This window comes from [Actinomadura] parvosata subsp. kistnae (assembly GCF_900323885.1).
GTDB classification, from domain to species: domain Bacteria; phylum Actinomycetota; class Actinomycetes; order Streptosporangiales; family Streptosporangiaceae; genus Nonomuraea; species Nonomuraea composti.
Window position 1 is genome coordinate 407,104 of sequence record NZ_OOHJ01000011.1, and the last position, 23,323, is coordinate 430,426.

At 72.5% G+C, this 23,323-nt stretch carries 22 protein-coding genes and 3 pseudogenes; 14 read left to right on the plus strand and 11 right to left on the minus strand.

The genetic code is table 11. The features are described 5' to 3' along the window. Window positions 1–103 precede the first annotated feature (103 nt). From KIS93_RS12565 to KIS93_RS12580, 4 genes and pseudogenes are all read right to left on the minus strand, one after another. A complete protein-coding gene (locus tag KIS93_RS12565; protein ID WP_080040226.1) occupies window positions 104–1,075 on the minus strand; it encodes an AraC family transcriptional regulator in 972 nt (323 codons plus the stop codon). A gap of 225 nt (window positions 1,076–1,300) precedes the next feature. Next, window positions 1,301–2,194, minus strand: coding sequence for a polysaccharide deacetylase family protein (locus KIS93_RS12570; protein ID WP_080040227.1), 894 nt, complete (start codon window positions 2,192–2,194; stop codon window positions 1,301–1,303). Between the two features lie 530 nt (window positions 2,195–2,724). Further along, window positions 2,725–3,341 (minus strand): annotated as a pseudogene (locus KIS93_RS12575) (ATP-dependent Clp protease proteolytic subunit). Between the two features lies 1 nt (window position 3,342). Beyond that, window positions 3,343–3,912: pseudogene (locus KIS93_RS12580) on the minus strand (ClpP family protease); the annotation flags it as partial. 140 nt (window positions 3,913–4,052) lie between these two features. Here KIS93_RS12580 and KIS93_RS12585 point away from each other — a divergent pair. The 3 genes and pseudogenes from KIS93_RS12585 (at window position 4,053) to KIS93_RS12590 (ending at window position 5,948) form a co-directional block, all read left to right on the plus strand. Then, on the plus strand, window positions 4,053–5,015 hold the full coding sequence (locus KIS93_RS12585; RefSeq protein ID WP_246005262.1) for a histidine kinase dimerization/phosphoacceptor domain-containing protein: 963 nt from the start codon (window positions 4,053–4,055) through the stop codon (window positions 5,013–5,015). Next, on the plus strand, window positions 4,934–5,311 hold the full coding sequence (locus KIS93_RS65050; protein WP_246005263.1) for a sensor histidine kinase: 378 nt from the start codon (window positions 4,934–4,936) through the stop codon (window positions 5,309–5,311). Before KIS93_RS12585 ends, KIS93_RS65050 begins: the two co-directional genes overlap by 82 nt. Then, window positions 5,308–5,948: pseudogene (locus KIS93_RS12590) on the plus strand (response regulator transcription factor). The gene KIS93_RS65050 and the pseudogene KIS93_RS12590 overlap by 4 nt, the downstream one beginning before the upstream one ends. A 46-nt stretch (window positions 5,949–5,994) precedes the next feature. Here the strand turns inward: KIS93_RS12590 and KIS93_RS12595 are convergent. Together KIS93_RS12595 and KIS93_RS12600 are read right to left on the minus strand one after the other, a co-directional pair. After that, window positions 5,995–6,858 carry a DUF2268 domain-containing putative Zn-dependent protease gene (locus tag KIS93_RS12595; RefSeq protein ID WP_080040232.1) on the minus strand — a complete coding sequence of 288 codons (864 nt, stop codon included), beginning with the start codon at window positions 6,856–6,858 and terminating at the stop codon, window positions 5,995–5,997. A gap of 50 nt (window positions 6,859–6,908) precedes the next feature. After that, the gene (locus tag KIS93_RS12600) at window positions 6,909–7,682 is read right to left on the minus strand and encodes a hypothetical protein (RefSeq protein ID WP_230466309.1); all 774 of its coding nucleotides are present in this window, start codon (window positions 7,680–7,682) and stop codon (window positions 6,909–6,911) included. 55 nt (window positions 7,683–7,737) lie between these two features. Here KIS93_RS12600 and KIS93_RS12605 point away from each other — a divergent pair, with 55 nt between their 5' ends. The 8 genes from KIS93_RS12605 (at window position 7,738) to KIS93_RS12640 (ending at window position 14,782) form a co-directional block, all read left to right on the plus strand. Continuing rightward, window positions 7,738–8,739 carry an AAA family ATPase gene (locus KIS93_RS12605; protein ID WP_155127933.1) on the plus strand — a complete coding sequence of 334 codons (1,002 nt, stop codon included), beginning with the start codon at window positions 7,738–7,740 and terminating at the stop codon, window positions 8,737–8,739. After that, window positions 8,736–9,677 carry a DUF58 domain-containing protein gene (locus KIS93_RS12610; protein WP_080040235.1) on the plus strand — a complete coding sequence of 314 codons (942 nt, stop codon included), beginning with the start codon at window positions 8,736–8,738 and terminating at the stop codon, window positions 9,675–9,677. Before KIS93_RS12605 ends, KIS93_RS12610 begins: the two co-directional genes overlap by 4 nt. Continuing rightward, entirely contained in the window at window positions 9,674–10,621 is a 948-nt protein-coding gene (locus tag KIS93_RS12615) for a VWA domain-containing protein (RefSeq protein WP_080040236.1), read from the plus strand. Before KIS93_RS12610 ends, KIS93_RS12615 begins: the two co-directional genes overlap by 4 nt. Window positions 10,622–10,632: 11 nt before the next feature. Further along, entirely contained in the window at window positions 10,633–11,223 is a 591-nt protein-coding gene (locus KIS93_RS12620; RefSeq protein WP_080040237.1) for a class I SAM-dependent methyltransferase, read from the plus strand. After that, on the plus strand, window positions 11,220–11,759 hold the full coding sequence (locus KIS93_RS12625) for a TrmH family RNA methyltransferase (RefSeq protein WP_080040238.1): 540 nt from the start codon (window positions 11,220–11,222) through the stop codon (window positions 11,757–11,759). Before KIS93_RS12620 ends, KIS93_RS12625 begins: the two co-directional genes overlap by 4 nt. Window positions 11,760–11,798: 39 nt before the next feature. Next, the gene (locus KIS93_RS12630; protein ID WP_222107446.1) at window positions 11,799–12,596 is read left to right on the plus strand and encodes a glycerophosphodiester phosphodiesterase family protein; all 798 of its coding nucleotides are present in this window, start codon (window positions 11,799–11,801) and stop codon (window positions 12,594–12,596) included. 37 nt (window positions 12,597–12,633) lie between these two features. After that, on the plus strand, window positions 12,634–14,067 hold the full coding sequence (locus KIS93_RS12635; RefSeq protein ID WP_080040240.1) for an MFS transporter: 1,434 nt from the start codon (window positions 12,634–12,636) through the stop codon (window positions 14,065–14,067). 106 nt (window positions 14,068–14,173) lie between these two features. Beyond that, entirely contained in the window at window positions 14,174–14,782 is a 609-nt protein-coding gene (locus tag KIS93_RS12640) for a hypothetical protein (protein ID WP_080040241.1), read from the plus strand. 1,024 nt (window positions 14,783–15,806) lie between these two features. Here KIS93_RS12640 and KIS93_RS12645 read toward each other — a convergent pair. After that, a complete protein-coding gene (locus KIS93_RS12645) occupies window positions 15,807–16,769 on the minus strand; it encodes an NADP-dependent oxidoreductase (protein ID WP_080040242.1) in 963 nt (320 codons plus the stop codon). Between the two features lie 142 nt (window positions 16,770–16,911). Here KIS93_RS12645 and KIS93_RS12650 point away from each other — a divergent pair, with 142 nt between their 5' ends. After that, window positions 16,912–17,289 carry a winged helix-turn-helix transcriptional regulator gene (locus tag KIS93_RS12650; protein ID WP_080040243.1) on the plus strand — a complete coding sequence of 126 codons (378 nt, stop codon included), beginning with the start codon at window positions 16,912–16,914 and terminating at the stop codon, window positions 17,287–17,289. Between the two features lie 280 nt (window positions 17,290–17,569). Here KIS93_RS12650 and KIS93_RS12655 read toward each other — a convergent pair whose 3' ends face one another. The 3 genes from KIS93_RS12655 to KIS93_RS12665 form a co-directional block, all read right to left on the minus strand. After that, entirely contained in the window at window positions 17,570–18,934 is a 1,365-nt protein-coding gene (locus KIS93_RS12655) for a serine hydrolase domain-containing protein (protein ID WP_230466310.1), read from the minus strand. A 201-nt stretch (window positions 18,935–19,135) separates the two neighbouring features. Continuing rightward, a complete protein-coding gene (locus KIS93_RS12660) occupies window positions 19,136–19,552 on the minus strand; it encodes a hypothetical protein (protein ID WP_222107433.1) in 417 nt (138 codons plus the stop codon). Between the two features lie 3 nt (window positions 19,553–19,555). Further along, the gene (locus KIS93_RS12665; RefSeq protein ID WP_080040244.1) at window positions 19,556–20,089 is read right to left on the minus strand and encodes a hypothetical protein; all 534 of its coding nucleotides are present in this window, start codon (window positions 20,087–20,089) and stop codon (window positions 19,556–19,558) included. A gap of 322 nt (window positions 20,090–20,411) precedes the next feature. Between KIS93_RS12665 and KIS93_RS12670 the strand changes: the two genes are divergently transcribed. Beyond that, window positions 20,412–21,734, plus strand: coding sequence for a DUF1996 domain-containing protein (locus KIS93_RS12670; RefSeq protein WP_155127936.1), 1,323 nt, complete (start codon window positions 20,412–20,414; stop codon window positions 21,732–21,734). A gap of 44 nt (window positions 21,735–21,778) precedes the next feature. Continuing rightward, window positions 21,779–22,819: a LacI family DNA-binding transcriptional regulator gene (locus KIS93_RS12675; RefSeq protein WP_080040245.1), complete on the plus strand. Its 1,041-nt coding sequence runs from the start codon at window positions 21,779–21,781 to the stop codon at window positions 22,817–22,819. A 26-nt stretch (window positions 22,820–22,845) separates the two neighbouring features. Here the strand turns inward: KIS93_RS12675 and KIS93_RS12680 are convergent, their stop codons facing one another. Beyond that, the gene (locus tag KIS93_RS12680; protein ID WP_155127939.1) at window positions 22,846–23,241 is read right to left on the minus strand and encodes a DUF6223 family protein; all 396 of its coding nucleotides are present in this window, start codon (window positions 23,239–23,241) and stop codon (window positions 22,846–22,848) included. Window positions 23,242–23,323: the final 82 nt, after the last annotated feature.

A 23,323-nucleotide genomic window follows, 5' to 3' on the forward strand; every position in this document is an offset into this window, starting at 1 on the left:
GCCTATATGGCTGCCAGGCCAGGGCGCATACGGCTGTCCGGGCGAGGAACGTGCGGCCCGTCCTCCCAGGGGATGTGCGGCCATCCGCCCAGGGGATGTGCGGCTATCCGGCCAGGGCGCGCAAGGTGTCGCTGGGCGCGCGGCCGTACGCGGCCTTGTAGGACAGCGCGAAGCGGCCCGGGTGGAAGAAGCCCCAGCGGGCCGCGACCGCGGCCACCGTCGTCGCCGCCGGATCGCCGGCCAGCAGCTCGGCGTGCGCGCGGGCCAGGCGGGCCTGGCGCAGGTAGCCCAGCGGGGTGGTGCCCAGGTGCTGGCGGAAGGCGTACTGCAGGGCGCGGGCGCTGACCCGGGCGGCCGCGGCGATGTCGTCGATGCCGATCGGCGTGCCGGCCCGCTCCTCGATGAACGCGATGGCGCGGCGCAACGTCTGCGAATGGGCGTCGTGACGGTCGGCGCCGGTCGTGGCGGAGGCGGCATCGGTGGCGGCGGTGCTGGGCAGGGCCGTCAGGACGCTCGCGGCCAGGAGCTGCCCGGCCGCCGAGGCCACCAGGGGCTCGCCTGCCACGGCCGCGTTCCCCAGGACGTCGTCACGCAGGTAGGCGATCGTGCGCTGCAGGTGCAGGCCGGCGGCGGCGGACACGGGCCGGTGCCCCACCAGCCGCACCGGCCCCGGGCCGTGCTCCGGCGACGTGCCGGCCACCGACTGCAGCAACGCGTCGTCGAACATCACGATGGTGTACCGCGACCGGCGGATCTCCCCCGCGTGGGGCCGGTCCGGCGGCGCGAACAGCACCGCGTCGCCCGGCCCGAACACCTCCTCCTCCTGGCCCGCGACCTGCTGCACGATCGACCCCGACTCCACCACGCACAGGCACACCTTGCCCAGCGGGTGCACGTCGTAGCTCATCGCGTACTCCAGCCACAGCCGGTCGACGCTGATCGAGCCCAGCACCTCACGCGAGATCCGGGTGCGCGGCCCGGCCACGTCGGACCCGATGCTCATCCTGGCGTAGGCCTTGCTGAGGAACTCCTCGGTCTGCCCGAGATCGCGGCTGTCGAAGGTCAACGGCTCCATGACACGCTCCGCTCGCCGTCCTCACTGCGGCCGTGGCAGCCGCGACCACCGCCCGGGGGCGCGAGGTCGGCTGCACGAACGGCCATACCGTGATGGTAGTCCGGCCACGACGCGGCGGTCAGGGGCGCCGCTCGCGGACGTACTCGCCACCGGGACGTACTCGGCACGGCGGTCAGGGGCGCCGCTCGGGGACGTACTCGCTACCAGGTGTGCTCGGCGCGGCGGTCAGGGGCACTGCTCCAGGACGTACTCGGCGACCTGGGCGTGCGTGGCGTACCAGACGCCCTCGTGCGCGTCGATGTGCTCCAGCAGCTCGCGCAGCGCCACCATGCGGGAGCGGTGCCCGATGACGTGCGGGTGCATGGTGAGCTGGAACAGCCCGCCCTCCTCCAGCGCGGCGTCGAACTCGTCGCACCAGACCCCGGCCACCTGCCGCGGCGGCGTGGACCACCGCAGCCCGCCCCGGTGCTCGATCGTCAGGTACGGGACGTCGTCCCTGATCCACTCCACCGGGATCTCCACCACGCCGGTCGGCTCGCCGTCGGCCAGCAGCTCGTACGGGTCGTCGTCCGCCATCAGGGACGAGTCGTAACGCAGGCCCAGCTCGCGCGTGATCGCCAGCGTGTGATGGGAGAACTCCCACGCGGGAGTGCGGATGCCGACGGGCCGGGTGCCGGTCAGCTTCTCCAGGGTGTCGGCGGCGCGCAGGGCCAGCTCGCGCTCGTCGGCCGGGTCGAGCAGCGTGTTGCCCTCGTGGATCCAGCCGTGCATGCCCACCTCGTGCCCGGCGGCGACGTAGCTCCGTACCTCCTCCGGGTGCAGGAGTGCCGAGACGGCCGGCATGAAGAACGACGCCGGGACGCCGAATCGCTCCAGCAGGCGCAGCACCCGTGGCGCGCCGACGCGCGAGCCGTACTCGCCCTGGGCCAGCTTGCCGGGGCCGGTCTCGCCGTGACGTAACGGGATCGTCTCGTGGTCGGCGTCGAACGACAGCGCGACGGCCACCCGCGCGCCGCCCGGCCAGGACGCGGGTCGCAGGAGACGGCCGGCACGCACCCGCGCCACGTGGGCGCGCCAGGTCTGCTCGTCCCACTGCCAGGGCTGCTGGTCGGCGGTCATGCGCGTTCTCCGTTCCGTGCGGCGCACCGGCCCCGCGGGCCGCCACCACCGACGCCCTGCGGGCTCGCAAGGGAGCTTACGTGCCCGGCCCCCGACGCAGAAGCCACGCCGAACGGCGGCCAGGCGGCTCGCCAGGCACGGATCCGTACGGCGGGCACCGGACCCGCCAGCCGCGAGCCCATACGGCGAAGCACCCGGTACACGAGACGCGAGCCCATACGGCGAGCACGCGGCACACCAGGCGCGGATGTGAACGGCGCACAGACGGCGGACGCCCGTCGCAACGGCGGAGGTGTGGCACCTCCTTGGCACCTCCTTGGCAGCAACGGCAGCGCGAAGCAGCAGGGCGCAGCAGCGCTCCCTGGCGAGCAGCGGCACGGGCGGTGCCGCACGCCCTGGCACGCGACGGCAGGCCGCCGCCGCACCCCGGCGCGCACCGGCAGGCCGCCGCCGCACCCCCGGCGCGCACCGGCGGGCGTGCGGCGCGTCCCGCAGGAGGACACGCCGCGCCGCCGAAGGGCGGGCGCGCGTCAGCGGGCCGGCATCAGGGTCCGTTTCCTGGACGCGTAGACGTCGTCGATCAGCCGGTATGCGCGTGCCTGCTCGGCCGTGAAGATGCGATCCCGTTCGATGTCCTTCCTGATCTCCAGCACGCCCCTGCCGGTGTGCCGGGCGAGGATCTCCTCCTGCTGGTCGCGCATCCGCAGGATCTCGCGGGCGTGGATCTCCAGGTCGCTGCCCTGGCCGCGCCCGCCCTCGGTGCGCGGCTCGTGCAGGAGCACGCGGGCGTGGGGCAGGGCGGCGCGTTTGCCGGGCGTGCCGGCCGCCAGCAGGACGGCCGCCGCGGAGGCGGCCTCGCCGATGCAGACGGTGTGGATCTCGGGGCGGACGAACTGCATCGTGTCGTAGATGGCGGTCATCGCGGTGAACGATCCGCCGGGCGAGTTGATGTAGAGGCTGATGTCGCGGTCGGGTCGAGCGACTCCAGGGTCAGGAGCTGCGCCATCACGTCGTTGGCGAGGGTGTCGTCGATCGGCGCGGCCAGGAACACCACGCGGTCCTCGAACAGCTTGTTGTACGGGTTGACCTCTTTGGCCCCGTAGGAGGTGCGTTCGGTGAACGAGGGCAGCACGTATCGGCCGCTCATGTCAGTTCATCCCTTCGGCGATGTGGTCGACGATGCCGTATTCGAGGGCCTGCCGGGCGGTGAACCAGCGGTCGCGGTCGGAGTCGGCCTGGATGCGCTCGAGCGGCTGGCCGGTGTGGTGGGCGATGATCTCGGCCATCCGCCGCTTGGTGTAGAGCATGTTCTCGGCCTGGATCTGGATGTCGCTGGCCGAGCCCCCGATGCCGCCCAGCGGTTGGTGCATCACGACGCGGGCGTTGGGCAGCGCGTAGCGTTTGCCTTTCGTGCCGGCGGTCAGCAGCACCTGGCCCATCGACGCGGCCAGGCCCATCGCCACCGTCCGCACGTCGCAAGGAATGAACTGCATCATGTCGTAGAGCGCCAGGCCGGCCTGCACGCTGCCGCCCGGTGAATTGATGTAAAGCGTTATGTCTTGCTGGGGGTCTTCGGCGGCCAGCAAAAGCAGCTCCCCGCACAGCCGGTTGCAGATCTCGTCGTCGACCTCCTGGCCGAGCACGACGATCCGCTCCTTCAGCAGGCGCCGGCCGAGCTGGTCGGGCCAGGCCGCACGCTGGGTCTCCGTCATGACGGGTGCTTCCTTTCTCCGCGTGCCTTTCTTCGGAAAACGCTAGACCCGGCCGGCCGGGACAAAGGAAAGTTTTCGCTGGCGGCGCATTTCCCTAAAAGCGCATTACTCCCAGAGCGAATTTCCGTCGACATACAATCGCGGATGTGAGAAGGAGCCTTGCCCGTCGCTGGGCGTGCCTCGTCCTGGGCGGGGCGCTGCTGATGCCGTACATGATGGTCGGCGTGCTCGTCGCCGGCCTCGCGCGCGGCGAGTCGGCGAACCTGCTGCTGCCCGTCCAGGTCGGCGTGTTCGCCGCGGTGCTGCCCGTGGTGGCGGTGACCGGGCTGTTCCTGCCGGTGCGCGGGCTGTCGGTGAACGCGGCGCAGGGCCTGCTCGGCGCACGCGTGGAGACGCCACCGCGGCAGGCGGGGCGGTCGTGGCAGGAGCGGCGGCGCACGGCCGCCTGGTTCACGCTGCACCTGGCGGTCGGCGGGGTGGTGAGCGGGTTCACGCTGGCGGTCGTGCCGTTCACGATGTTCACGCTCGTGCTGCCGTTCACCGGGCAGTCGACGCCGGTGCTCGGCCTTCCCGTCACGCCCGGGTGGAACGCCATCGGGTGGGCGGTGGCCGGGCTCGTGCTGCTGGCGGCCCTGGTCGCCATGGCCGCCGGCGCGGGTGAGCTGCTGGCGCGGCTGGCGCCCGTCCTGCTCGGCCCCACCCCCGCCGAACGGCTGGCCGCCGCCGAGGAGCACGCCCGTACGCTGGCCGAGCGCAACCGGCTGGCCCGCGAGCTGCACGACTCGGTCGGCCACGCGCTCAGCGTCGTCACCTTGCAGGCCGCCGCGGCGGCCGGGTCCTCGACCGCGACCCCGCCACGGCCAGGACGGCGCTGGCCGCCATCGAGCAGTCGGCCCGCACCGCCCTGGAGGACCTCGACCACGTGCTGGGCGTCCTGCGCGACGACGGCGCCGGATCGCGCGGCGGGCCCGCGCCGCAGGGGACGCTGGAGGACCTCGACGAGCTCGTCGCCTCCTCCGGTGCCCGGGTGCTGCGCGAGGTGGGCGACCTGTCCCGGGTGCCCGCCGTCGTCTCGCGCGAGGCGTACCGCATCGTGCAGGAGGCGCTGACCAACGCCATCAAGCACGGGCACGGCCCGGTGCGCCTGACCGCCGCCGTCGAAGGGGACGACCTGCGCCTGGAGGTCACCAATGACGGCGGGAGGAGCGCCCGCGCCCGCACAGGCGGCCGAACAGACGGCCGGACAGGCGGCCAGACAGGCGGCCGGACCGGCGGCAGGGGCGTGGCCGGGATGCGGGAGCGGGTCCGGCTGCTGCGCGGCGAGCTCGACGCCGGCCCCACGGAGAGCGCGGCCGGGACCGGTTGGCGGGTCGCGGCCCGGCTGCCGCTACGGTCGCACTCATGACCCTGCGCGTAGTGATCGCCGACGACGAGGACCTCATCCGCGCCGGCCTGCGCATCATCCTCGGCAGCGAGCCGGACCTGGAGGTGGTCGGCGAGGCGGCCGACGGCGCCGCCGTGCTGCCCGTGGTGCGCCGGGAGCGGCCCGACGTGGTGCTGATGGACGTGCGCATGCCCGCCCTCGACGGCATCCGCGCCACCGAGCGCCTGCTCGCTTTGGACGACCCGCCCAAGGTGCTGGTGGTGACCACGTTCGAGAACGACGACTACGTCTACGACGCGCTGCGCGCCGGCGCGTCCGGTTTCCTGCTCAAGCGCACCAAACCGGACGACCTGGTGCAGGCCGTCCGGCTGGTGGCGGCGGGGACTCCTTGTTGTTCCCCGCCGCGATCCGGGCCCTGGCGGGCCGCCGCCCCCAGGCCCGGGTGCCCGGCATCGACCGGCTGACCGGCCGCGAGGGCGACGTGCTGCGGCTGATGACCAAGGGCCTGTCCAACCACGAGATCGCCGCGGAGCTCGTGGTCAGCCAGGAGACGGTCAAGACGCACGTGGGCAACGTGCTGGCCAAGCTGGGTGCGCGCGACCGCACCCAGGCGGTGATCGCCGCGTACGAGTCGGGGTTCGTCTCCCCCACCGGGTAGCCCGTCTGCCCCACCGGTGGGGTCGTCTCCCCGTCCGCGCGGCGGGCTAGAGGGTGACGCCACCGCGCCGCAGCAGCTCGGCGGCGGGCAGCAGGGTCGCCTCCGTGGCGGTCAGCCCCGCCCCGGCCAGGGCGCGGTCGACGAGGTTCAGGCCCACCGCGTATCCCGCCATGTCGGGAATGCCGCGCGGCTCCTGCCCGAACCTCTGCATCGGGCCGTCACCCAGCACGTACGCGGACGTGTGCTGCATCCCCTCCAGCCAGAAATCGGCGGTGATCTTCTCGTACGCCCTCTCGTACGCCTCACCGGTCACCATCCCCGACCACGGCCCCATCGCCTCCGGCCCGGACAGCTCCCGTACGAACGCCTCGGCCAGCCCCTCGGCGATCACGTGCTCGCCCACGGTCACGGTCACCGGGTTCCACTCCACGTTGGTGAAGCGGATCTTGTGGTGGAACTCGTGCACCGCCAGGTGCCCGATGCGCCCGATCACCTCTTCCGACGGCCAGGCCAGCAGGTACAGCCACTCGGAGCCGCCGCCCATGCCGTAGTAGCCGCGGGAGGTCTTCATGAGGTGCTCGTTGTCGGGGTTGCCCATCATGAACATGACCTTGATCACGTCGGGCTGCTTGGCCGCGCTCAGCCGCTCGGAGGCGCGCTCCAGCTCGCGCCGCACCTGGCCGAGCACGTCCTGCTCGATCATGGCACGGACGGCCGGCAGGTAGCGCGGGTCGTCGACGTCGACCCGGAAGCCGCCGCCGGAGTGGTGGATGTCGACGAGGTCGCCGGGCATCGGGATCGCCGCGCGCGTCGGCGCCATGATCTCCCGCAACGCGTCGGGCCGCTGGTCGAGCGGCAGCTCCAGCAGCTCGGCCATCGCCGTCAGGGTGTCCTGAATGATGATTTCCATGCCGGGGACGCTAAAGCCTCACGTTACGTGAGGCTCAAACCCTTTACGTCTCAGAGCGGCGACTCCTCGCCCGGATCCTCCCCTGGCGACCGTCCCGGCGTGTTCTGCCCGCTCTCCGACGGCGACGGCGACTGCGACGGGGAGGGCTGCGGCACCGGCGTCTCCGGAGTCGGCGGCGGCGTCGGCACGAAGACCGTCGGCGGCAACTGCCGGGGCTGCTGTTCGGTGTCCTGCCGCCCGAACAGCAGCAACAGCAGGATCGCCGTCACGAGCAGGAGCAGCAGCACCAGCGCGAGCGCCGCCAGCAGCACCCGCTTGCGCGTCTCGGTCAGCGGCAGCCGCCGCCTGGCCGGCCCCGGCAGCGCCGGCGCGCGGTCGGTCAGCCAGTACGGCACGAAGTCCGGCCCGTGCGCCTCCCCGATGAACGTCCCGCCCACCATGACCGGCTCCAGGAACCGCTCGGCCCCCGGCCGTCCCGGCGCGTACGGCACCGCCACCCACGGCGCCCGCCCGCCCTCGAACGCCAGCACCTCGGGCGCGCCCTCCAGCACCGCCCCCCGCTGCCGCCCGGAACGCCCCAGCCAGCCCCGCATCCCGGACCGCTCCCGGCCGCCCGCCTCCCGGATCGCGGTGACGAACCGGTCGCGCGCGGCGGCGTCGTAGGCCGCGCCCCGGGTCAGCACCGCCAGCGACACGGCACGCCCGTCGGGCGCCTGGCCCAGGTACACGAACCCGGCCGGCGCCGTGTGCAGGCGGGCCTGCACCACGTAGGGCCCCAGCCGGGGAGGATCACCGAACTGCAGGGGACTTGCCACGTTTGCCATGAAAGCACAGACGTGGCGTCGTGCACGTTTGCGGCGCGTTTGGTGGAATGGCGTCATGAGCGTCGCCGAAGAGTTGCCAGGCGGAACCGACGCGGCACTGCTGCGTCAGAGTCTCGACGAGGTCCGGCGTGTCATCGTCGGGCAGGACCACATGGTCGAAAGGCTCCTCGTGGCCCTGCTGGCGCGGGGGCACTGCCTGCTCGAAGGCGTCCCCGGCGTCGCCAAGACCCTCGCCGCCGCCACCCTGGCCACCGTCGTGGGCGGTACGTTCGCCCGCATCCAGTTCACCCCCGACCTCGTGCCGAGCGACATCGTCGGCACCCGCGTCTACCATCCCTCCAACGAGAAGTTCGATGTCGAGCTCGGCCCCGTCTTCGTCAACTTCCTGCTGGCCGACGAGATCAACCGCGCCCCCGCCAAGGTCCAGTCGGCGCTGCTGGAGGTGATGGCCGAGCGCCAGGTCACGCTCGCGGGCGTCACTCACCCGCTGCCCAAGCCGTTCATCGTGCTCGCGACACAAAACCCGATCGAGTCCGAAGGCGTCTACCCCCTGCCGGAAGTGCAGCGCGACCGGTTCCTGTTCCGCGTGCGCGTCCCCCACCCCAGCGCCCACGAGGAGCTGGAGATCCTGCACCGCATGAGCGTCCGGCCGCCCGTCCCCGAGCGGGTGCTCGACCCCGACAAGCTGCTGGCCCTCCAGGAGGCGGCCGAGCAGGTCTCGGTGCACCAGCTCGTCGCCGACTACGTCGTCCGGCTCGTCATGTCCACTCGCGCCCCCGCCGAGTACGGCCTGGCCGACCTCACCGAGACCATCGAGATCGGCGTCAGCCCCCGCGCCACCCTCGGCCTGGTCTCGGCCGGCCGGGCGCTCGCCCTGCTGCGCGGCCGCGACTACCTGCTGCCCGACGACGTACGCGACGTCGCCGTGGACGTCATGGCGCACCGCCTGATGCTCACCTTCGACGCCCTGGCCGACGGCGTCGACCCCGAGACCGTCGTCAAGCAGATCCTTCAGGCCGTGCCCCCGCCCCTCGTCGTCTGGAACCAGAACCGTTGAGCCCCACCACCGCAGAGCAGGCCCTGCGCCGCCTGGAGCTGACCGTCACCCGCCGGCTCGACGGCCTGCTGCACGGCGCCCACCAGGGCCTGCTGCCCGGCACCGGCAGCGAGGCCGGCGACAGCCGCGTCTACGTGCCCGGCGAGGACGACGTGCGCCGCATGGACTGGAACGTCACCGCCCGCACGACCGTCCCGCACGTGCGCGACCTCATCGCCGACCGCGAGCTGGAGACCTGGGCCCTGGCCGACCTGTCGCCCAGCATGGACTTCGGCACCGCCGACACCGACAAGCGCGACCTGGTCGTGGCCGCCGTCGGCGCGATCGGCTTCCTGTCCAGCCGCATGGGCGACCGGTTCGGCGCGCTGGTCATCCACGACGAGTTCGTGCACCGCATGCCCGCCCGCACCGGCCGTCCCGCCCTCTACGGGCTGCTGCACTCCCTCATGGACGCCCCGCGCGGCAGCGTCGTCCCCGACCCGCCCGACCTCGCGGAGGGCATCGAGATCCTCTCCGCCACCCGCCGGCGGCGCGGCATGCGGCTGATCGTCTCCGACTTCCTCGACGCCCGCCCCGACCTCGACCCCGACGCCGAACGCCCCTGGGAGCGCCCCATCCGGCGCCTGGCGGCCCGCCACCAGGTGCTGGCCGTCGAGGTCATCGACCCCCGCGAGCTCGAGCTGCCCGACGTGGGCCGGGTCGCGTTCGCCGACCCCGAGACCGGGAACGTACGCGAGGTGCACCTTTCGCCCAAGATTCGGCGCGCGTACGCGGAGGCCGCCGCCCTGCAGCGCGAGGGCACCCGCCTGGCCCTGCGCCGCGCCGGCATCGCCCACCTCGTGCTGCGCACCGACCGCGACTGGGTGTTCGACGTCGCGCAGTTCGTGCTGCGCCAGCGCCGCATGAGCCACCTCGCCCACCGGAGGCCCACCGCATGACATTCCTCGCCCCTGGGTGGTTGTGGCTGTTCGTGCTGGTGCTGCTGCTCGTGGCCGGCTACATCGCGTCGATGTTCGCCCGCCGCCGCTACACCGTGCGCTTCACCAACCTCGCCCTGCTCAACCTCGTCGCCCCCGCCGGCCCCGGCTGGCGCCGCCACGTCGCCCCCGCCCTGTTCCTCGTCATGATGTCGCTCCTGGTCATCGGCGCCGCCAAGCCCGCCGACCAGGTCCGCGTGCCGCGCGACCGCGCCACCATCATGATCGCCCTCGACGTCTCCCTGTCCATGGACGCCGACGACGTCCAGCCCGACCGCATCAGCGCCGCCAAGTCCGCCGCCCAGGCGTTCGCCAAGGAGCTGCCCGACCGCTTCAACGTCGGCGTCGTCTCCTTCGCCCGCTCCGCCAACGTCGTCATCTCCCCCACCACCGACCACCAGGCCGTCGTCACCGCCATCGGCAACCTCACCACCCGCCCCGGCACCGCGATCGGCGAGGCCGTCTTCAACGCGCTGGAGTCGGTGCGCTCCTTCGACCAGCAGGCCGCCACCGACCCGCCGCCGGCCGCCATCGTGCTGCTCTCCGACGGCGACAACACCTCCGGCCGCTCCGTGAACGAGGCCATCGAGGCCGCCCAGCAGGCCCGCGTCCCCGTCTCCACCATCGCGTACGGCACCCAGGAAGGCACCGTCGACATCGACGGGCGGCCCGTGAACGTGCCGGTCAACAAGCAGACCCTGCAGTCGCTGTCCGACGGCACCAGCGGCCGCGCCTACACCGCCGAGTCCGGCAGCGAGCTGCGCGAGGTCTACGAGCAGATCGGCACCTCGCTCGGCTACAAGCTGGTCAACCAGGAGATCACCCAGTGGTTCATCGTGGCCGCCATCCTGGCCGGGCTGCTGGTGGCGGGCGCGGCGGTCCTGTTCGGCTCGCGAATCCCGTAACGTTTGGCGACGTGGCCCACTATTTCTCCGAGCAGCCGTCGACCGCGAGCAGGCCGGGCTCCGTCGATCTCGTCCTGCCCGACCTGCACCTGCGGCTGGAGACCGACAGCGGCGTGTTCTCCCCCGAGCGGGTCGACGTCGGCACGCGGGTGCTGCTGGAGAGCGTCCCGCCGCCGCCGCAGGAGGGCGACCTGCTCGACCTGGGCTGCGGCTACGGGCCCATCGCGCTGACCATGGCCAAGCGGGCGCCCGGGGCGACGGTGTGGGCCGTCGATGTGAACAGGCGCAGCCTGGAGCTGACCCAGCGGAACGCTCAAGCCGCCGCCCTTGACAAAGTAAGGTCAGTACATATCGATGAAGTGCCAGATGAAGTGAAATTTCGGGCCATCTGGTCTAATCCTGCGATCCGGATTGGGAAGCAGGCGTTGCACGACATGCTCACCAGGTGGCTCACCCGGCTCACGCCCGACGGCGTGGCCTACCTGGTCGTCCAGAAACACCTCGGCTCGGACTCCCTGCAGCGCTGGCTCGGCGAGCAGGGCTGGCAGGCCTCCCGCGAGGCCAGCCGGGCCGCCTACCGCATCCTGAAGGTGACCCGATGAGAAGGCAGCTGCGCCCCACCGACGTCAAGCGGCTCAACCGCACCTGGCGCAGGAACACCCACCACCGTCTCGGCCTCATCATCGAGTCCGTCACCGGCCCGTTCAACATCGGCTCGATCTTCCGCAGCGCCGCCGCGTTCGGCGTCGACGAGATCTGGCTGGCCGGCAACGCCACCCCGCCCACCAACCCCAAGGCGGGCAAGACCGCGCTCGGCACCGAGCGCCTGGTCGACTGGCACGAGGCCGTGCCCGCCGTCGAGGCGGTCAAGGCCGCACGGGAAGAGGGCTACGCGGTGCTCGCGATCGAGCTGACCGCCGAGGCCGTGCCACTGCACCGAGCCGATCTGGCCCGCGACGTGTGCCTGGTCGTCGGCAGCGAGGACCACGGCTGCTCCCCCGCCCTGCTCGACGCCGTCGACGGCGCCTGCTACATCCCGCAGGTCGGGCGGGTCGGCTCGTTCAACGTCGCGGTCGCCGCGGCCATCGCGCTGGCCGAGGCCCGCCGCCAGGAGTGGCAGAATCTCCCTGATTCGTAACCGCACCGTTCACCCGGGAAGGGCATACTTCAGGACGTGCTGAGCCGTCGTTTCGCCTTCCTCGACCACCCCGGCCCGCTGCCCTTCGCCCACCGCGGCGGAGCGGCGGAAGGCGCGGAGAACTCCGCCGCCGCGTTCGAACGGGCGGTCGCGCTCGGCTACACCTACCTGGAGACCGACGCGCACGCCACCTCCGACGGCGTGCTGCTCGCCTTCCACGACCACACCCTCGACCGGGTGACCGACCATCGCGGCCGCATCTCCGAGCTGCCCTACAAGACGGTCAAACGCGCCCGCATCGCCGGGGTGCACGAGATCCCGCTGCTGGAGGACCTCCTCGGCACCTGGCCGGAGATCCGCTTCAACATCGACGTCAAGGAGGCGGCCGCCATCGCCCCGCTCGCCGAGGCGATCAGGCGCACCAACTCCTACGACCGGATCTGCCTGACCTCGTTCTCCGACGAGCGGCTCGTGCTGGCCAGGGCCGCGCTGGGCCGGGAGGTGTGCTCGGCGCTCGGGCCGCGCGGCGTGGCCGCCCTGCGGGCCGCCGCCGCCACCTCCGGCTACGGCCGGCTGCTGACCCGCCTCTCGCGCGCCGGCGTGCCGTGCGCGCAGGTGCCGGTCGGCTTCCGCGGGCTGCGCGTCACCACCCGGCGCCTCATCCGTACGGCGCACGCCATCGGCATGCAGGTGCACGTGTGGACGGTCAACGACACCGCCCGCATGGAGCACCTGCTCGACCTGGGCGTCGACGGCATCATGACCGACAACGTCACCGGCCTGCGTGACGTGCTGGAGCGCCGGGGCCAGTGGCATCCCGGCCGCCTGGCCGCCTGAGCATCCCCCTTACCGCGCAGAGGAGCGACCCGTCACCATGCCCGTATCCGCACCCCCCGCGGCCCTCGACGACTCCCCCGGCGCGCGCCGGCGCGAGCAACGCGGCTGGTACTTCTACGACTGGGCCAACTCCGCCTTCTACACGGTGGTCATCTCGGTCTTCCTCGGCCCGTACCTCATCCCGGTCGCCAAGACCGCGGCCTGCGCCAAGGACTTCCCGACCGTGGCGTCCGGCACCTGCCTGGACACCTTCGACGCGCTCGTCCTCCGCCATCCCGGCCTCGGCTACGTGGACGTGCTCGGCGCCGACATCAGGCCCGCCGCGTACTTCGGGCTGATCACCACGATCGCGGTGTTCCTGCAGATCCTGGTGCTGCCGGTGGTGGGCGCGCTGGCCGACCACACCGGCCGCAAGAAGGAGCTGCTGGGCGGCTTCGCCTACGTCGGCGCGCTGGCCGCGATGTGCCTGTTCTTCGTCGAGGGCGACCGCTACCTGCTCGGCGGCGTGCTGTTCATCCTGGCGAACCTGGCCTACGGCGCCTCCGTCGTGGTCTACGACTCGTTCCTGCCGCAGATCTCCACGCCGGAGGAGCGCGACGGGGTCTCCTCGCGCGGCTGGGCCATCGGCTACCTCGGCGGCGGCCTGCTGCTGGCCCTCAACCTCGTGCTCTACCTGCAGCACGAGAGCCTCGGCCTGACCCAGGGCATGGCGGTGCGGATCTGCATGGCCTCGGCGGCCCTGTGGTGGGCGACGTTCACGATCATCCCGCTGCTGCGGCTGCGCAACCGGCCCGTGCCCGCGCACGAGAGCACCGCGCTGCGCTCGGTCGGCGGCAGCTTCCGCCAGCTCGGCCGCACCCTCGCCGAGCTGCGGCGCTACCCGCTGACGCTGCTGTTCCTGATCGCCTACCTCGTCTACAACGACGGCGTGCAGACGGTCATCGGCAACAGCGCCGCCTTCGCCTCCGAAGCGCTCAAGCTGTCGCAGGACGTGCAGATCACGGCGATCCTCATGGTGCAGTTCGTGGCGTTCTTCGGGGCGCTGCTGCTCGGCCGGCTGGCGCGCAGCTTCGGCACCAAGCGGACGGTGCTGGCGAGCCTGGTGCTGTGGACGGCGATCGTCGCCATGGCCATGTTCGTGGCCGAGGGGCAGGCGCTGCAGTTCTACCTGATGGCGTTCGCGATCGCGATCGTGCTGGGCGGCACGCAGGCGCTGTCGCGCTCGCTGTTCTCGCTGGTGATCCCGCGGGGGCGGGAGGCCGAGTACTTCAGTCTCCTCCAGATCAGCGACAAGGGGTCGGCGTTCATCGGCTCGCTGACGATCACGCTGGCGCTGCAGTTCACCAACAGCTACCGGATCGCGATCCTGTCGATGGTCGTCTTCTTCGTGATCGGGTTCGTCCTCCTGGCCGTCACGAACCTGCCCAGGGCCATCCGGGCGGCGGGCAACGAGGTCCCCGGCCGCATCTGAGAAGAGTCCACCCATCCGAACAGAGAGCACCGCTCTTGACTTCACCACGCCCTTGACGAGAGCATTGCTCACATAACGGAGCAACGCCCTCTTCAAGGAGCATCGATTGTCCCCCAGGCTCACCTCCGCGGCCTTCGCCGCCGGCGGCCTCCTCTTCCTCCTCTACCCCGCCCTCCGCCCCTCCGGCGACGACGCCACCGCCATGGCCTCCACCGAATGGGTGGCCGGGCACGCCGCCGCGATGATCGGGTTCATCCTGCTCGGACTGGCCGTACTCGGACTCCACCAGGCGCTCGGCGACCGGCTGTCGCTGCGCGCCGCCGTGGTCACCTGGATCGGCGCCGGGCTGACGCTGCCGTACTACGGTGCGGAGGACTTCGGCCTGCACGTCATCGCCCAGCGCTCCCTCCGGGACGGCGCGCCGACGCTCATGGAACTGGCCTCACAGTTCAGGTACGGCCCCGTCCCCATGACCATGTTCGCCGCCGGGCTCCTTCTCCTGGCCGTGGGCACCGTCATGGCCGCCATCGCCATCGGCCGCTCCGGGGTGCTCCCGAAGTGGAGCGGCACGGCACTGGCCCTCGGCTTCGTCCTGTTCATCCCCCAGTTCTTCGGCCCCTACCCGCTGCGCGTCGCCCACGGCGCCCTGCTCATGGCGGGCGGCCTGTGGGCAGCAGCGGCCTTGTGGCGAGCCCGCGCCACCACCGACCACTGAGCCCGCTCGATGCCACTGCGGCAGCCACCCGCCGACGCAGGCCCCGCTGTGGCCCACCGCCCCGCTCACCAAGAGCGCGCACTGCGGCGAGCTGACCACCACCTCGGGCCCCAATGCGGCAGACCGGCCCACCTGCGCAGGCCACGCTGCGGTAGGTCGCCCGTCCGGCCCAGGCCGTGGCCATGGCAGCCACCCCGCCGCTGAGGCGACGCACTATGGTGGCCCGGCCACCCCACTCAGGGCGCGCACTGCGGCAGGCCGACCCACCTGCGGCAGCCCGACCCGCCCGCACAGGCCACACTGCGGCAGGCCGATCCGCCGCACAGGGCGCACACCGGCGAGCCGACCACCACCCTCAGGCCCCAATGCGGCAGACCGGCCCACCTGCGCAGGCCACGCTGCGGTAGTCGCCCGTCCGGCCCAGGCCGTGGCCATGGCAGCCACCCCGCCGCTGAGGCGACGCACTATGGTGGCCCGGCCACCCCACTCAGGCGCGCACTGCGGCAGGCCGACCCACCTGCGCAGCCCGACCCGCCCGCACAGGCCACACTGCGGCAGGCCGATCCGCCGCACAGGCGCACACCGCGAGCCACCACCCCTCAGGCCCCAATGCGGCAGACCGGCCCACCTGCGCAGGCCACGCTGCGGTAGGTCGCCCGTCCGGCCCAGGCCGTGGCCATGGCAGCCACCCCGCCGCTGAGGCGACGCACTATGGTGGCCCGGCCACCCCACTCAGGGCGCGCACTGCGGCAGGCCGACCCACCTGCGGCAGCCCGACCCGCCCGCACAGGCCACACTGCGGCAGGCCGCCCCGCCGCACAAGGCGCACACCGGCGAGCCGACCACCACCCTCAGGCCCCAATGCGGCAGACCGCCTCGCCCGCTCAGGCCGCACTTCGGCGGGCCGCCCGCCCGTGCAGGCCGCCCCACCCCGGCCCCTGAGACCAAGTGCTCACGTGGGCCGGTCACCCCGCTCAGGGGCGGGCCGGAGTGGACCGGTCCCGTAAATGCGTGCTCGTGGGGCTCAGGTGACGTTGAGGACGGTCTTGCCGCGGTTGCGGCCCTGCTCGCCGCGGCGGTGGGCCTCGGCGGCGTCCGCGAGGGGGAAGACGTCCTCGACCTCGACGTCCAGCTCGCCCTTGTCGATCAGCTCGGCGATCCGGGCGAGCGCCGGGCCGTCGGGTTCGACCAGGATGCCGGTGGCCCGCACGCCCCGCTCGCGGGCGCGGCCGATCAGGTCGGGCGCCACGCCGGACGGCACCGCCACCAGCAGCCCGCCGGGGCGCAGCACCTCCAGGGACCGGGTGCTCGTCCGGTCGTGCCCGTCGCCGACCAGGTCGATCACCACGTCCACGTCCCGCACGGCGTCCTCGAAGCGCGTGGTGGTGTAGTCGATCACCTCGTCCGCGCCGATGGAGCGCAGCCAGTCGTGCTTGGGTGCGGAGGCCGTGCCGATCACGTACGCGCCCGCGTTCCGGGCGATCTGCACCGCCAGATGGCCGACACCGCCCGCCGCCGCGTGGATCAGCACCCGCTGCCCGCTCGCGACGGCCGCGGTGTCGACGAGCGCCTGCCAGGCGGTGAGGGCGGCGAGCGGCGCCCCGGCCGCCGCCGCGTGCCCGACGGTGGCGGGCTTGCGGGCGAACTGCCGGCTCGGCGCGGTGACGTACTCGGCGTACGCACCCGCCTGGCGGGGGAACCAGGGCATGCCGAACACCTCGTCGCCCGGCTCGAAGATCGTCACTCCGAACCCGGTCTCCTCGACGACGCCGGAGACGTCCCAGCCGAGGATGAACGGCGGCTCGCCCAGCACCCCGGCCATGCCGCCGCCCGCGCGGGTCTTCCAGTCCACCGGGTTCACGCCGGCGGCGTGCACCCGGACCAGGATCTCAGTGGGCAGCGGGACGGGCTTGGGCACCTCGGCGAGACGCAGCACCTCCGGGCCGCCGTGGGAGTCCTGGACGATCGCGCGCATGGTGGCTGACATGGTGATGCTCCTTGCTCGTTCAGTACGGCCGGGCTCCGTTCCCGCCTGGCCGCAGCCGAAGCTACCCAACAGGTGGTAGTAACTCGCAAGGGCGACTGCTATCTTTTGGGAAGTAATATCCCCCTGAGGAAAGGTTCCGGCCATGGCGTTGACCTGCGGCTCCGGACTGCACGACCGGCACGACGTCTACGCGGCACAGTGCCCGTGCAGAGACGTGCTGGACATGCTGGCCAACAAGTGGTCGGCCCTGGCCGTGGGCGCTCTGGAGGAGGGGCCGCAGCGCTTCGGCGCGCTGCAGCGCCGCCTGGAGGGCGTCAGCCCCAAGGTCCTCACCCAGACGCTGCGCCGCCTGGAGGAGCACGGCTTCGTCGACCGCACGATCTACCCGGCGGTCCCGCTGCACGTCGAATACTCCCTCACCGACCTGGGCCGCGGCGTGGCCGGCCCGCTCGGCGCGCTGCGCTCCTGGGTGGAGTCCCACCTCGACGAGATCCACCACGCCCGAGCGACCGCGAGCTGACCCCGCAGCGACCACCCCCTTGTCCACGTCGGAACCCGCCCACGGCGTGACCGCGGCCCTCGCCCACCAACGGAGGCTGACTAGAGGGCAACCGGCCACCTCGTCCATCCTGGGCGGTTGACTACGCGGCGACCGGCCACCTTCGTCCTCAACGGAACCCAACCACTGCATGACCGGCCACCTCGTCCTCCGATGGACCGACCACGAGCGACCGGCCACCTCGCCCACCCTCGGCGGTTGACTACGAGACGACCGGTCACTTTGCCCTCCAGCGAACTGGCTACGGGGTGACCGCCCCCTTGTCCACCATCGGGAGCGTGAACGAGCGGGCCGCCGCCGTCCCGGCCGCGCCCGCGTCCGGTCCGCACACCGCCTCCAGGAGGTGATCGGCGAACGCGTAGTCGATGGGGTGCAGGATGATCTGACCGTTCTCGTCCAGGCGCTGGTAGTGCCGGAGGTTGGTGCCGAGGGAGACCTGGCGGGTGCTGTCGGGGTTGTAGAACGAGAAGGTGTCCATGCCGGGGACGCTCCCGTCATGCCCCCAGAACCGGCCGCACGGCAGGTCGAGCGGGAAGAGCCCGAGCCCGTACTGGGCCAGCCCTCCGCCCAGCGTCCGCACGGGCACCGTCGTGCGCATCTCGGCCAGCAGCCGCGCGTCGAGCAGCTCGCCGCGCAGCAGCAGCCGGAAGAAGCGGCTGAGGTCCTCCATCGTCGAGGTGAGGGCGCCCGCCGTGCCCGCCCACGACATGTTGTAGACGCTGTACTCCTTCGGCGGGTCGAAGAGCCCGTACAGCGCCTCGTACGCCTTGGAGTGCGGGCCCGGGATGTGCGGGGTGCGCGGGAACGCGGTGTGCCGCAACCCGGCGGGACGGATCACGTGGTCGGTGATGTACCGCTCGGCGCTGACGCCCGTCACCCGCTCCAGCAGCAGGCCCGCGATGGTGTAGTTCGTGTTCGAGTACGCGCCGGGCAGCGCTCCCGGCTCCCCCGTCGCGGGCGCCTCGAGGCCCAGCCGTGCCAGCTCCTCGGGCGGGAAGGTGCGGAAACGGTTGGCGTCGAGGCTCTCGACGGTGGGGAACACCACGTCGGTGCTGTTGGCGATGTGACTGGTGTGGTTGAGCAGCATGCGGACGGTGATCCGCTGCCCCCGCTCGCCCGGCACCACATCCGGTAAGTAGCGGCCGATGGGGGCGTCGAGGTCGATCCTGCCCCGGCCCACCTGCTGCAGGACGGCCACGGCGGTGAACGTCTTGGTGATGCTGCCGATCCGGTGCACCATGTCAGGCCGCACCGGCCGGCCGGTCTCGACGTCGGCGACCCCGGCGGCACCCTTCCAGCTCTCCCGGCCTTGCACGACATGGGAGTAAATGCCGTACATACCGGCCGCATGCACGGCCTCCAGGGTCTCGCGCAACCGCGCCCGATCCAGCCCGCCGTCTTGAGCGGAGACCTTCAGGGCAGCGCCATCCTGCGCGGCGACCTGCCGCGCGGCGTCGTGCTCCGCGGCATCGCCCTGAGCGGGGACGCCCTCAGCGGTGGCTGCCTGAGCGGTGGCTGCCGTGGCTGGTCCGGCCGCGAGGAGTGCGGCGGCGAGGGTCGCGGCTCCGAGCCGCGAGGCGAATGTTCTGCGTCGGCGCATGGTCATGCAGCCAGCATGGACCTCACGCCTGCGCGCAGGTCAGTGTGCTCTGTCACCGGTGCGACGTGACAACGGTCATGCCCGCCTTCCGGCGCGCAGGTCGCAGCCGCAGGGCGAGCGCACAGGCACCAGGGCGAGCTCGCCCTGCGGCAGGCGACCCCGCCCAACGCGAGGCGAACGCACCGAGTCAGCGCCATACGCGCCTGGTCAGCGCCACGCGCGTCTGGCCGCCGCAAGCACCAGGGCCGCTCCGGCCAGGGTGAGGAGGCCGGTGAAGAGCCATTCGCCCGAGCCGTCCGGACCGTACACGCGGCTGGCGCGTCCCGTGTCGACGGCCTGGATGGTGCGGCCGGCGGTGAGGGTGGTGCGGTCGCTGCCGTACAGCTCGACGTCGTGCCGCACGACCCGCCCGTCACCGGAGGCGAAGTCGCCCGCCCAGACGCACGACTCGTGCCCGGGATGCTGCACGCACCGCAGCTCCCGTGCGGTGAACACGCCGCTCACCCCGTCGGCGCGGGCGGCGCGGACGGTGGGGCCGAGCTCGGGCACCGACCAGAACAGCAGCAGCAGCCCGAGGCCGGCCAGGACGAGGGTGAACGCGCTCAGGCGCCGTTTGACCCGCACGGCCTAGTGCGCGACCGCGCAGGTGCAGGTGGCGCCGGCGTGGGCCCGGCGGTGCAGCACCATCGCCACGACCATGGGGGCGAACACGATCGCGTTGTAGAACAGGTGCAGCTCCATCCTGGGCCAGATGAGCTGGAGGATGCTGGTGGGGACGGGCCGGCCCATCAGGTACACGCCGCTGAGTTTCTGCAGGAGCAGCAGCAGGTGCTCCAGGTGGTGCCATACCTGGATGCCGAGGGAGATGTTCCACCATGTGCGGGCGCTGCCGGTGAACCCTTTGCGCAGGAGGATGAGGCCGACGAGCATGAGCAGCGCGTAGCCGTAGTGCATCCACTCGGAGGTCACGAGCCACGGGAAGGGCAGGCCGAGCACGCCGCGGGCCTCGGCCAGTGGCCAGCCCCAGGCGTAGACCTGCACGGCCTGCACTAAGTGCTCCGCCCAGTGGGCCACCACGATGACCATGAAGACCGTGAGCGCGGCCTTGTGGTGGCGGCCGTTGAGCGTGGCCGCGTTGATTCCGGTCGTGATCGTCGCCATGTCTCACCTCGTGTTCTCGTCGCGATGGGCGCTGCTTGCGCGTGGCCGCGGTGGCGTCCGTCGCGCACCGCGGCCCAGATGATCTCGGTCCGCACTGGGAGCCGGCTTGCCGCTGCCTTGCAAGCCGCTGAACGGCCTGCCGGGGGCGAGCGGGCGACAACGGTGAGAGCGATCCCCGATCTCTGACATCCCGCGGGCGGTGGAAGCGTGTCAGGCCTCGTTCCGTCCCTTGAAAAGGAGCTCTTGACAGCGCGCACCGAAGAGGCGGACGCTGCGGGAGAGCGCTCTCCAACCCCCTCCCCCCAACGGAAGGAGAGACTCCGTGCGAGCCTTCACTATCTCGGTCGTCCTCGCGCTGTTGGCGGCGCTGGCGGCCGCCGTCACGCCGGCGTTCGCGGCCGACGCGCTGCTCTCCGGCGGGCGGCCCGCCACCGTCTCGTCGGTCGAGAGCGCGGGCAACGGCGCCGGCGCCGCCTTCGACGGCACCCGTACCACGCGCTGGTCGAGTGCCGCCGCCGACCCGCAGTGGCTGCAGGTCGATCTCGGCGCGCCCGCCACGATCTCCCGGGTCGTCCTCGACTGGGAGGCCGCGTACGGCAGAGCGTTCAAGATCCAGACCTCCGCCGACGCCGCCACCTGGACCGACGCCTACTCCACCACCACCGGCACCGGCGGCACCCAGAGCATCGGCCTGAGCGCGAGCGGCCGCTACGTCCGCCTGTACGGCACCGCGCGCGGCACCGGCTACGGCTACTCGCTCTGGGAGTTCGAGGTGTACGGCACCGGCGGCGCCACGACCACTCCGCGCCCCAGGCCGACCTTCACCGACGAGGTGACACACCACGAGTTCCAGGCCAACTGCTCGGTGACGGCGAACCGCCCCGACGACCCCATCGTCTACCCGGGCCTGCCGGGCGCCTCCCACCTGCACACCTTCATCGGCAACCGCACCACGAACGCGCACAGCACGACCGCCTCGCTGCTGGCCGGCGGCACCTCGTGCACGAACCCGCACGACAGGTCCGCCTACTGGTTCCCCAGTTTCTTCGTCGGCGACCGGCTGGTCGAGCCGGCCGGCAACCAGGTCGTCTACTACAAGTCCGGCATCCTGGAGTACTGGCGGGTGCAGCCCTTCCCCCAGGGCCTGCGTTTCGTCGTGGGCAGCCCGGGCGCGACGCTGGAGCAGTTCCGCGACTCGCCCGGCGCCGTCGAGGGTTTCGAGTGCGGCGACCTGACGCGGAGCTGGGACCTGCCCGTTTCGTGCGTGCGGGGCAGCCAGGTGAACGTGCGTTACCAGGCGCCGAGCTGCTGGGACGGCGTCCACCTCGACAGCGCCGACCACAAGAGCCACATGGCCTACCCGGCCGGCGGCTACTGCCCGGCCGGTCATCCGGTGGCGGTGCCGATGCTGGAGTTCAAGATCGCCTTCCCGGCGGACGGCGACCTGTCGCAGGCGCGGCTGTCCAGTGGCCGGGGCTACTCCTGGCACTACGACTTCTTCAACGCCTGGGACGATCCCGCCGTCCTCGACGCGCTCGTCACGCACTGCATCAATGGCGGCCTGCAGTGCGATCCCCGTGGCTACGACCAGTACAAGCCGCACCGTGGCGCCGCGCTGACCCCTGACTTCCAGCTCCCCGGCTGACCGCGAGGGAGAGCGCTCTCCAACGCCTGTGCTATAAAGGCGCCATGAGGCAGGAACCCCCGCCGCCCTCCCCCACGCTGGAGGACGTCGCCAAGGCGGCGGGGGTCTCCAGGGCCACCGTCTCCCGGGTCGTCAACGGCATCCGCAACGTCGACTCCGCCCTCCAGGACGCCGTCCGGCAGGCCATCGCCGCCACCGGATACGTTCCCAACCGGGCGGCCCGCTCGCTCGTCACCCGCCGCACCGGCAGCGTCGCCCTGGTCGTCTCCGGCGCCGACGACGAGAGCGCTTCCTTCCCCGTCGAGGTGTTCACCGACCCGTTCTTCGGGCGGGTCGTCGGCGGGATCGTCGGCTTCCTGCGGCCGCGCGGCATCCATCCGCTGCTGATGTTCGCCGAGACGGCCGAGGCCCGCGCGCAGGTGCTCACCGCCCTGCGGCAGGGCGAGGCCGACGGGGCGCTCCTGGTCTCCACGCACGCCGCGGACCCGCTGCCGCGGCTCCTCGCCGAGGCCGGGCTGCCCGCCGTGCTCTTCGCCCGGCCCGCCGAGCCGGTCCCGATCAGCTACGTGGACGTCGACCACCGCGCCGGCGCCAAGCTCGCCGCCGACCATCTCGTCGCGCGGGGCAGGAAGCGGATCGCGACGATCTCGGGGCCGCTGGACGTCCCGGCCGCGCGGGCCCGCCTGGCCGGGTTCCGCGACGCGATGGCCGCCCACGGCCACCCCTTCGTGCCCAGCGCCGAGGGCGGATTCACCGCCGAGAGCGGCGAGCAGGCCATGGAACGGCTGCTCGCCGAGCATCCCGGCCTCGACGGCGTCTTCGTCGCCAACGACCTGATGGCCCAGGGGGCCCTGCCGGTGCTGCGGCGCCACGGGCTCGCCGTGCCGGACGACGTCGCCGTGGTCGGCTTCGACGACAGCAGCGCGGCCACCTCGTGCCGGCCCCCGCTGACCACCGTCCGCCATCCTGTGGAGGACATGGCGGCAGAGATGGCCCGCCTGCTGCTGGAGCACGTCGAGCAGCCGGAGCACCGCCCCGCCTCGATCATCTTCGAGCCTGCCCTGGTGGTCCGCGCCTCGTCCTGACCGCCCCGGGCGGGCATCTCGCCGGATCAGGTGCGGGACGACTGCGTGGTGCGGCGGCGCAGGCGGGTCAGGGCCAGGCCGCCCACGGCCGTCGCGGCCAGCCCCACCACCACAGCGAGGTAGCCGCCGACGATGCCGTACCCGGTGCCGGGCCCGCCCTTGGCGGCGGCCACGACCACCGCGCCGATGACCGCGCCCGCCACCCCCGCCGCCAGCGCCGCGACGGACCACGTCCGCGCGGAGCCGCCGCCCGTACGACGGGCGCGGGCCAGCGCCAGGCCGCCCGCCACCACGCCCACCACCCCCAGCAGCGCGGCGACCAGGGACCACAGGCGGCCGCTGGTCATGCTGTAGGCGGCGACAGGCTCCGGCTGGGCCAGAAGGTTCGCGTCGGTCGCGGCGAGCAGGGATAGAACGGACATCGGAGGCTCCTTCTCTGGCTGAACGTGACTCCGATGATGTCCGCCGCCCCCACGGCCGGTCGTCCGGCGCGGGTCGGCTTTT

Excerpts from the sequence above, each read along its gene's own strand:
- KIS93_RS12665 (WP_080040244.1), bottom strand. The coding sequence starts at position 20,089 with ATGGCGACGATCACGACCGGAATCAACGCGGCCACGCTCAACGGCCGC.
- KIS93_RS12645 (WP_080040242.1), bottom strand. The coding sequence starts at position 16,769 with ATGTCAGCCACCATGCGCGCGATCGTCCAGGACTCCCACGGCGGCCCG.
- KIS93_RS12650 (WP_080040243.1), top strand. The coding sequence starts at position 16,912 with ATGGCGTTGACCTGCGGCTCCGGACTGCACGACCGGCACGACGTCTAC.
- KIS93_RS12625 (WP_080040238.1), top strand. The coding sequence starts at position 11,220 with ATGAGAAGGCAGCTGCGCCCCACCGACGTCAAGCGGCTCAACCGCACC.
- KIS93_RS12605 (WP_155127933.1), top strand. The coding sequence starts at position 7,738 with ATGAGCGTCGCCGAAGAGTTGCCAGGCGGAACCGACGCGGCACTGCTG.
- KIS93_RS12635 (WP_080040240.1), top strand. The coding sequence starts at position 12,634 with ATGCCCGTATCCGCACCCCCCGCGGCCCTCGACGACTCCCCCGGCGCG.
- KIS93_RS12615 (WP_080040236.1), top strand. The coding sequence starts at position 9,674 with ATGACATTCCTCGCCCCTGGGTGGTTGTGGCTGTTCGTGCTGGTGCTG.
- KIS93_RS12600 (WP_230466309.1), bottom strand. The coding sequence starts at position 7,682 with ATGGCAAACGTGGCAAGTCCCCTGCAGTTCGGTGATCCTCCCCGGCTG.
- KIS93_RS12680 (WP_155127939.1), bottom strand. The coding sequence starts at position 23,241 with ATGTCCGTTCTATCCCTGCTCGCCGCGACCGACGCGAACCTTCTGGCC.
- KIS93_RS12570 (WP_080040227.1), bottom strand. The coding sequence starts at position 2,194 with ATGACCGCCGACCAGCAGCCCTGGCAGTGGGACGAGCAGACCTGGCGC.
- KIS93_RS12675 (WP_080040245.1), top strand. The coding sequence starts at position 21,779 with ATGAGGCAGGAACCCCCGCCGCCCTCCCCCACGCTGGAGGACGTCGCC.
- KIS93_RS12595 (WP_080040232.1), bottom strand. The coding sequence starts at position 6,858 with ATGGAAATCATCATTCAGGACACCCTGACGGCGATGGCCGAGCTGCTG.
- KIS93_RS12565 (WP_080040226.1), bottom strand. The coding sequence starts at position 1,075 with ATGGAGCCGTTGACCTTCGACAGCCGCGATCTCGGGCAGACCGAGGAG.
- KIS93_RS12655 (WP_230466310.1), bottom strand. The coding sequence starts at position 18,934 with ATGACCATGCGCCGACGCAGAACATTCGCCTCGCGGCTCGGAGCCGCG.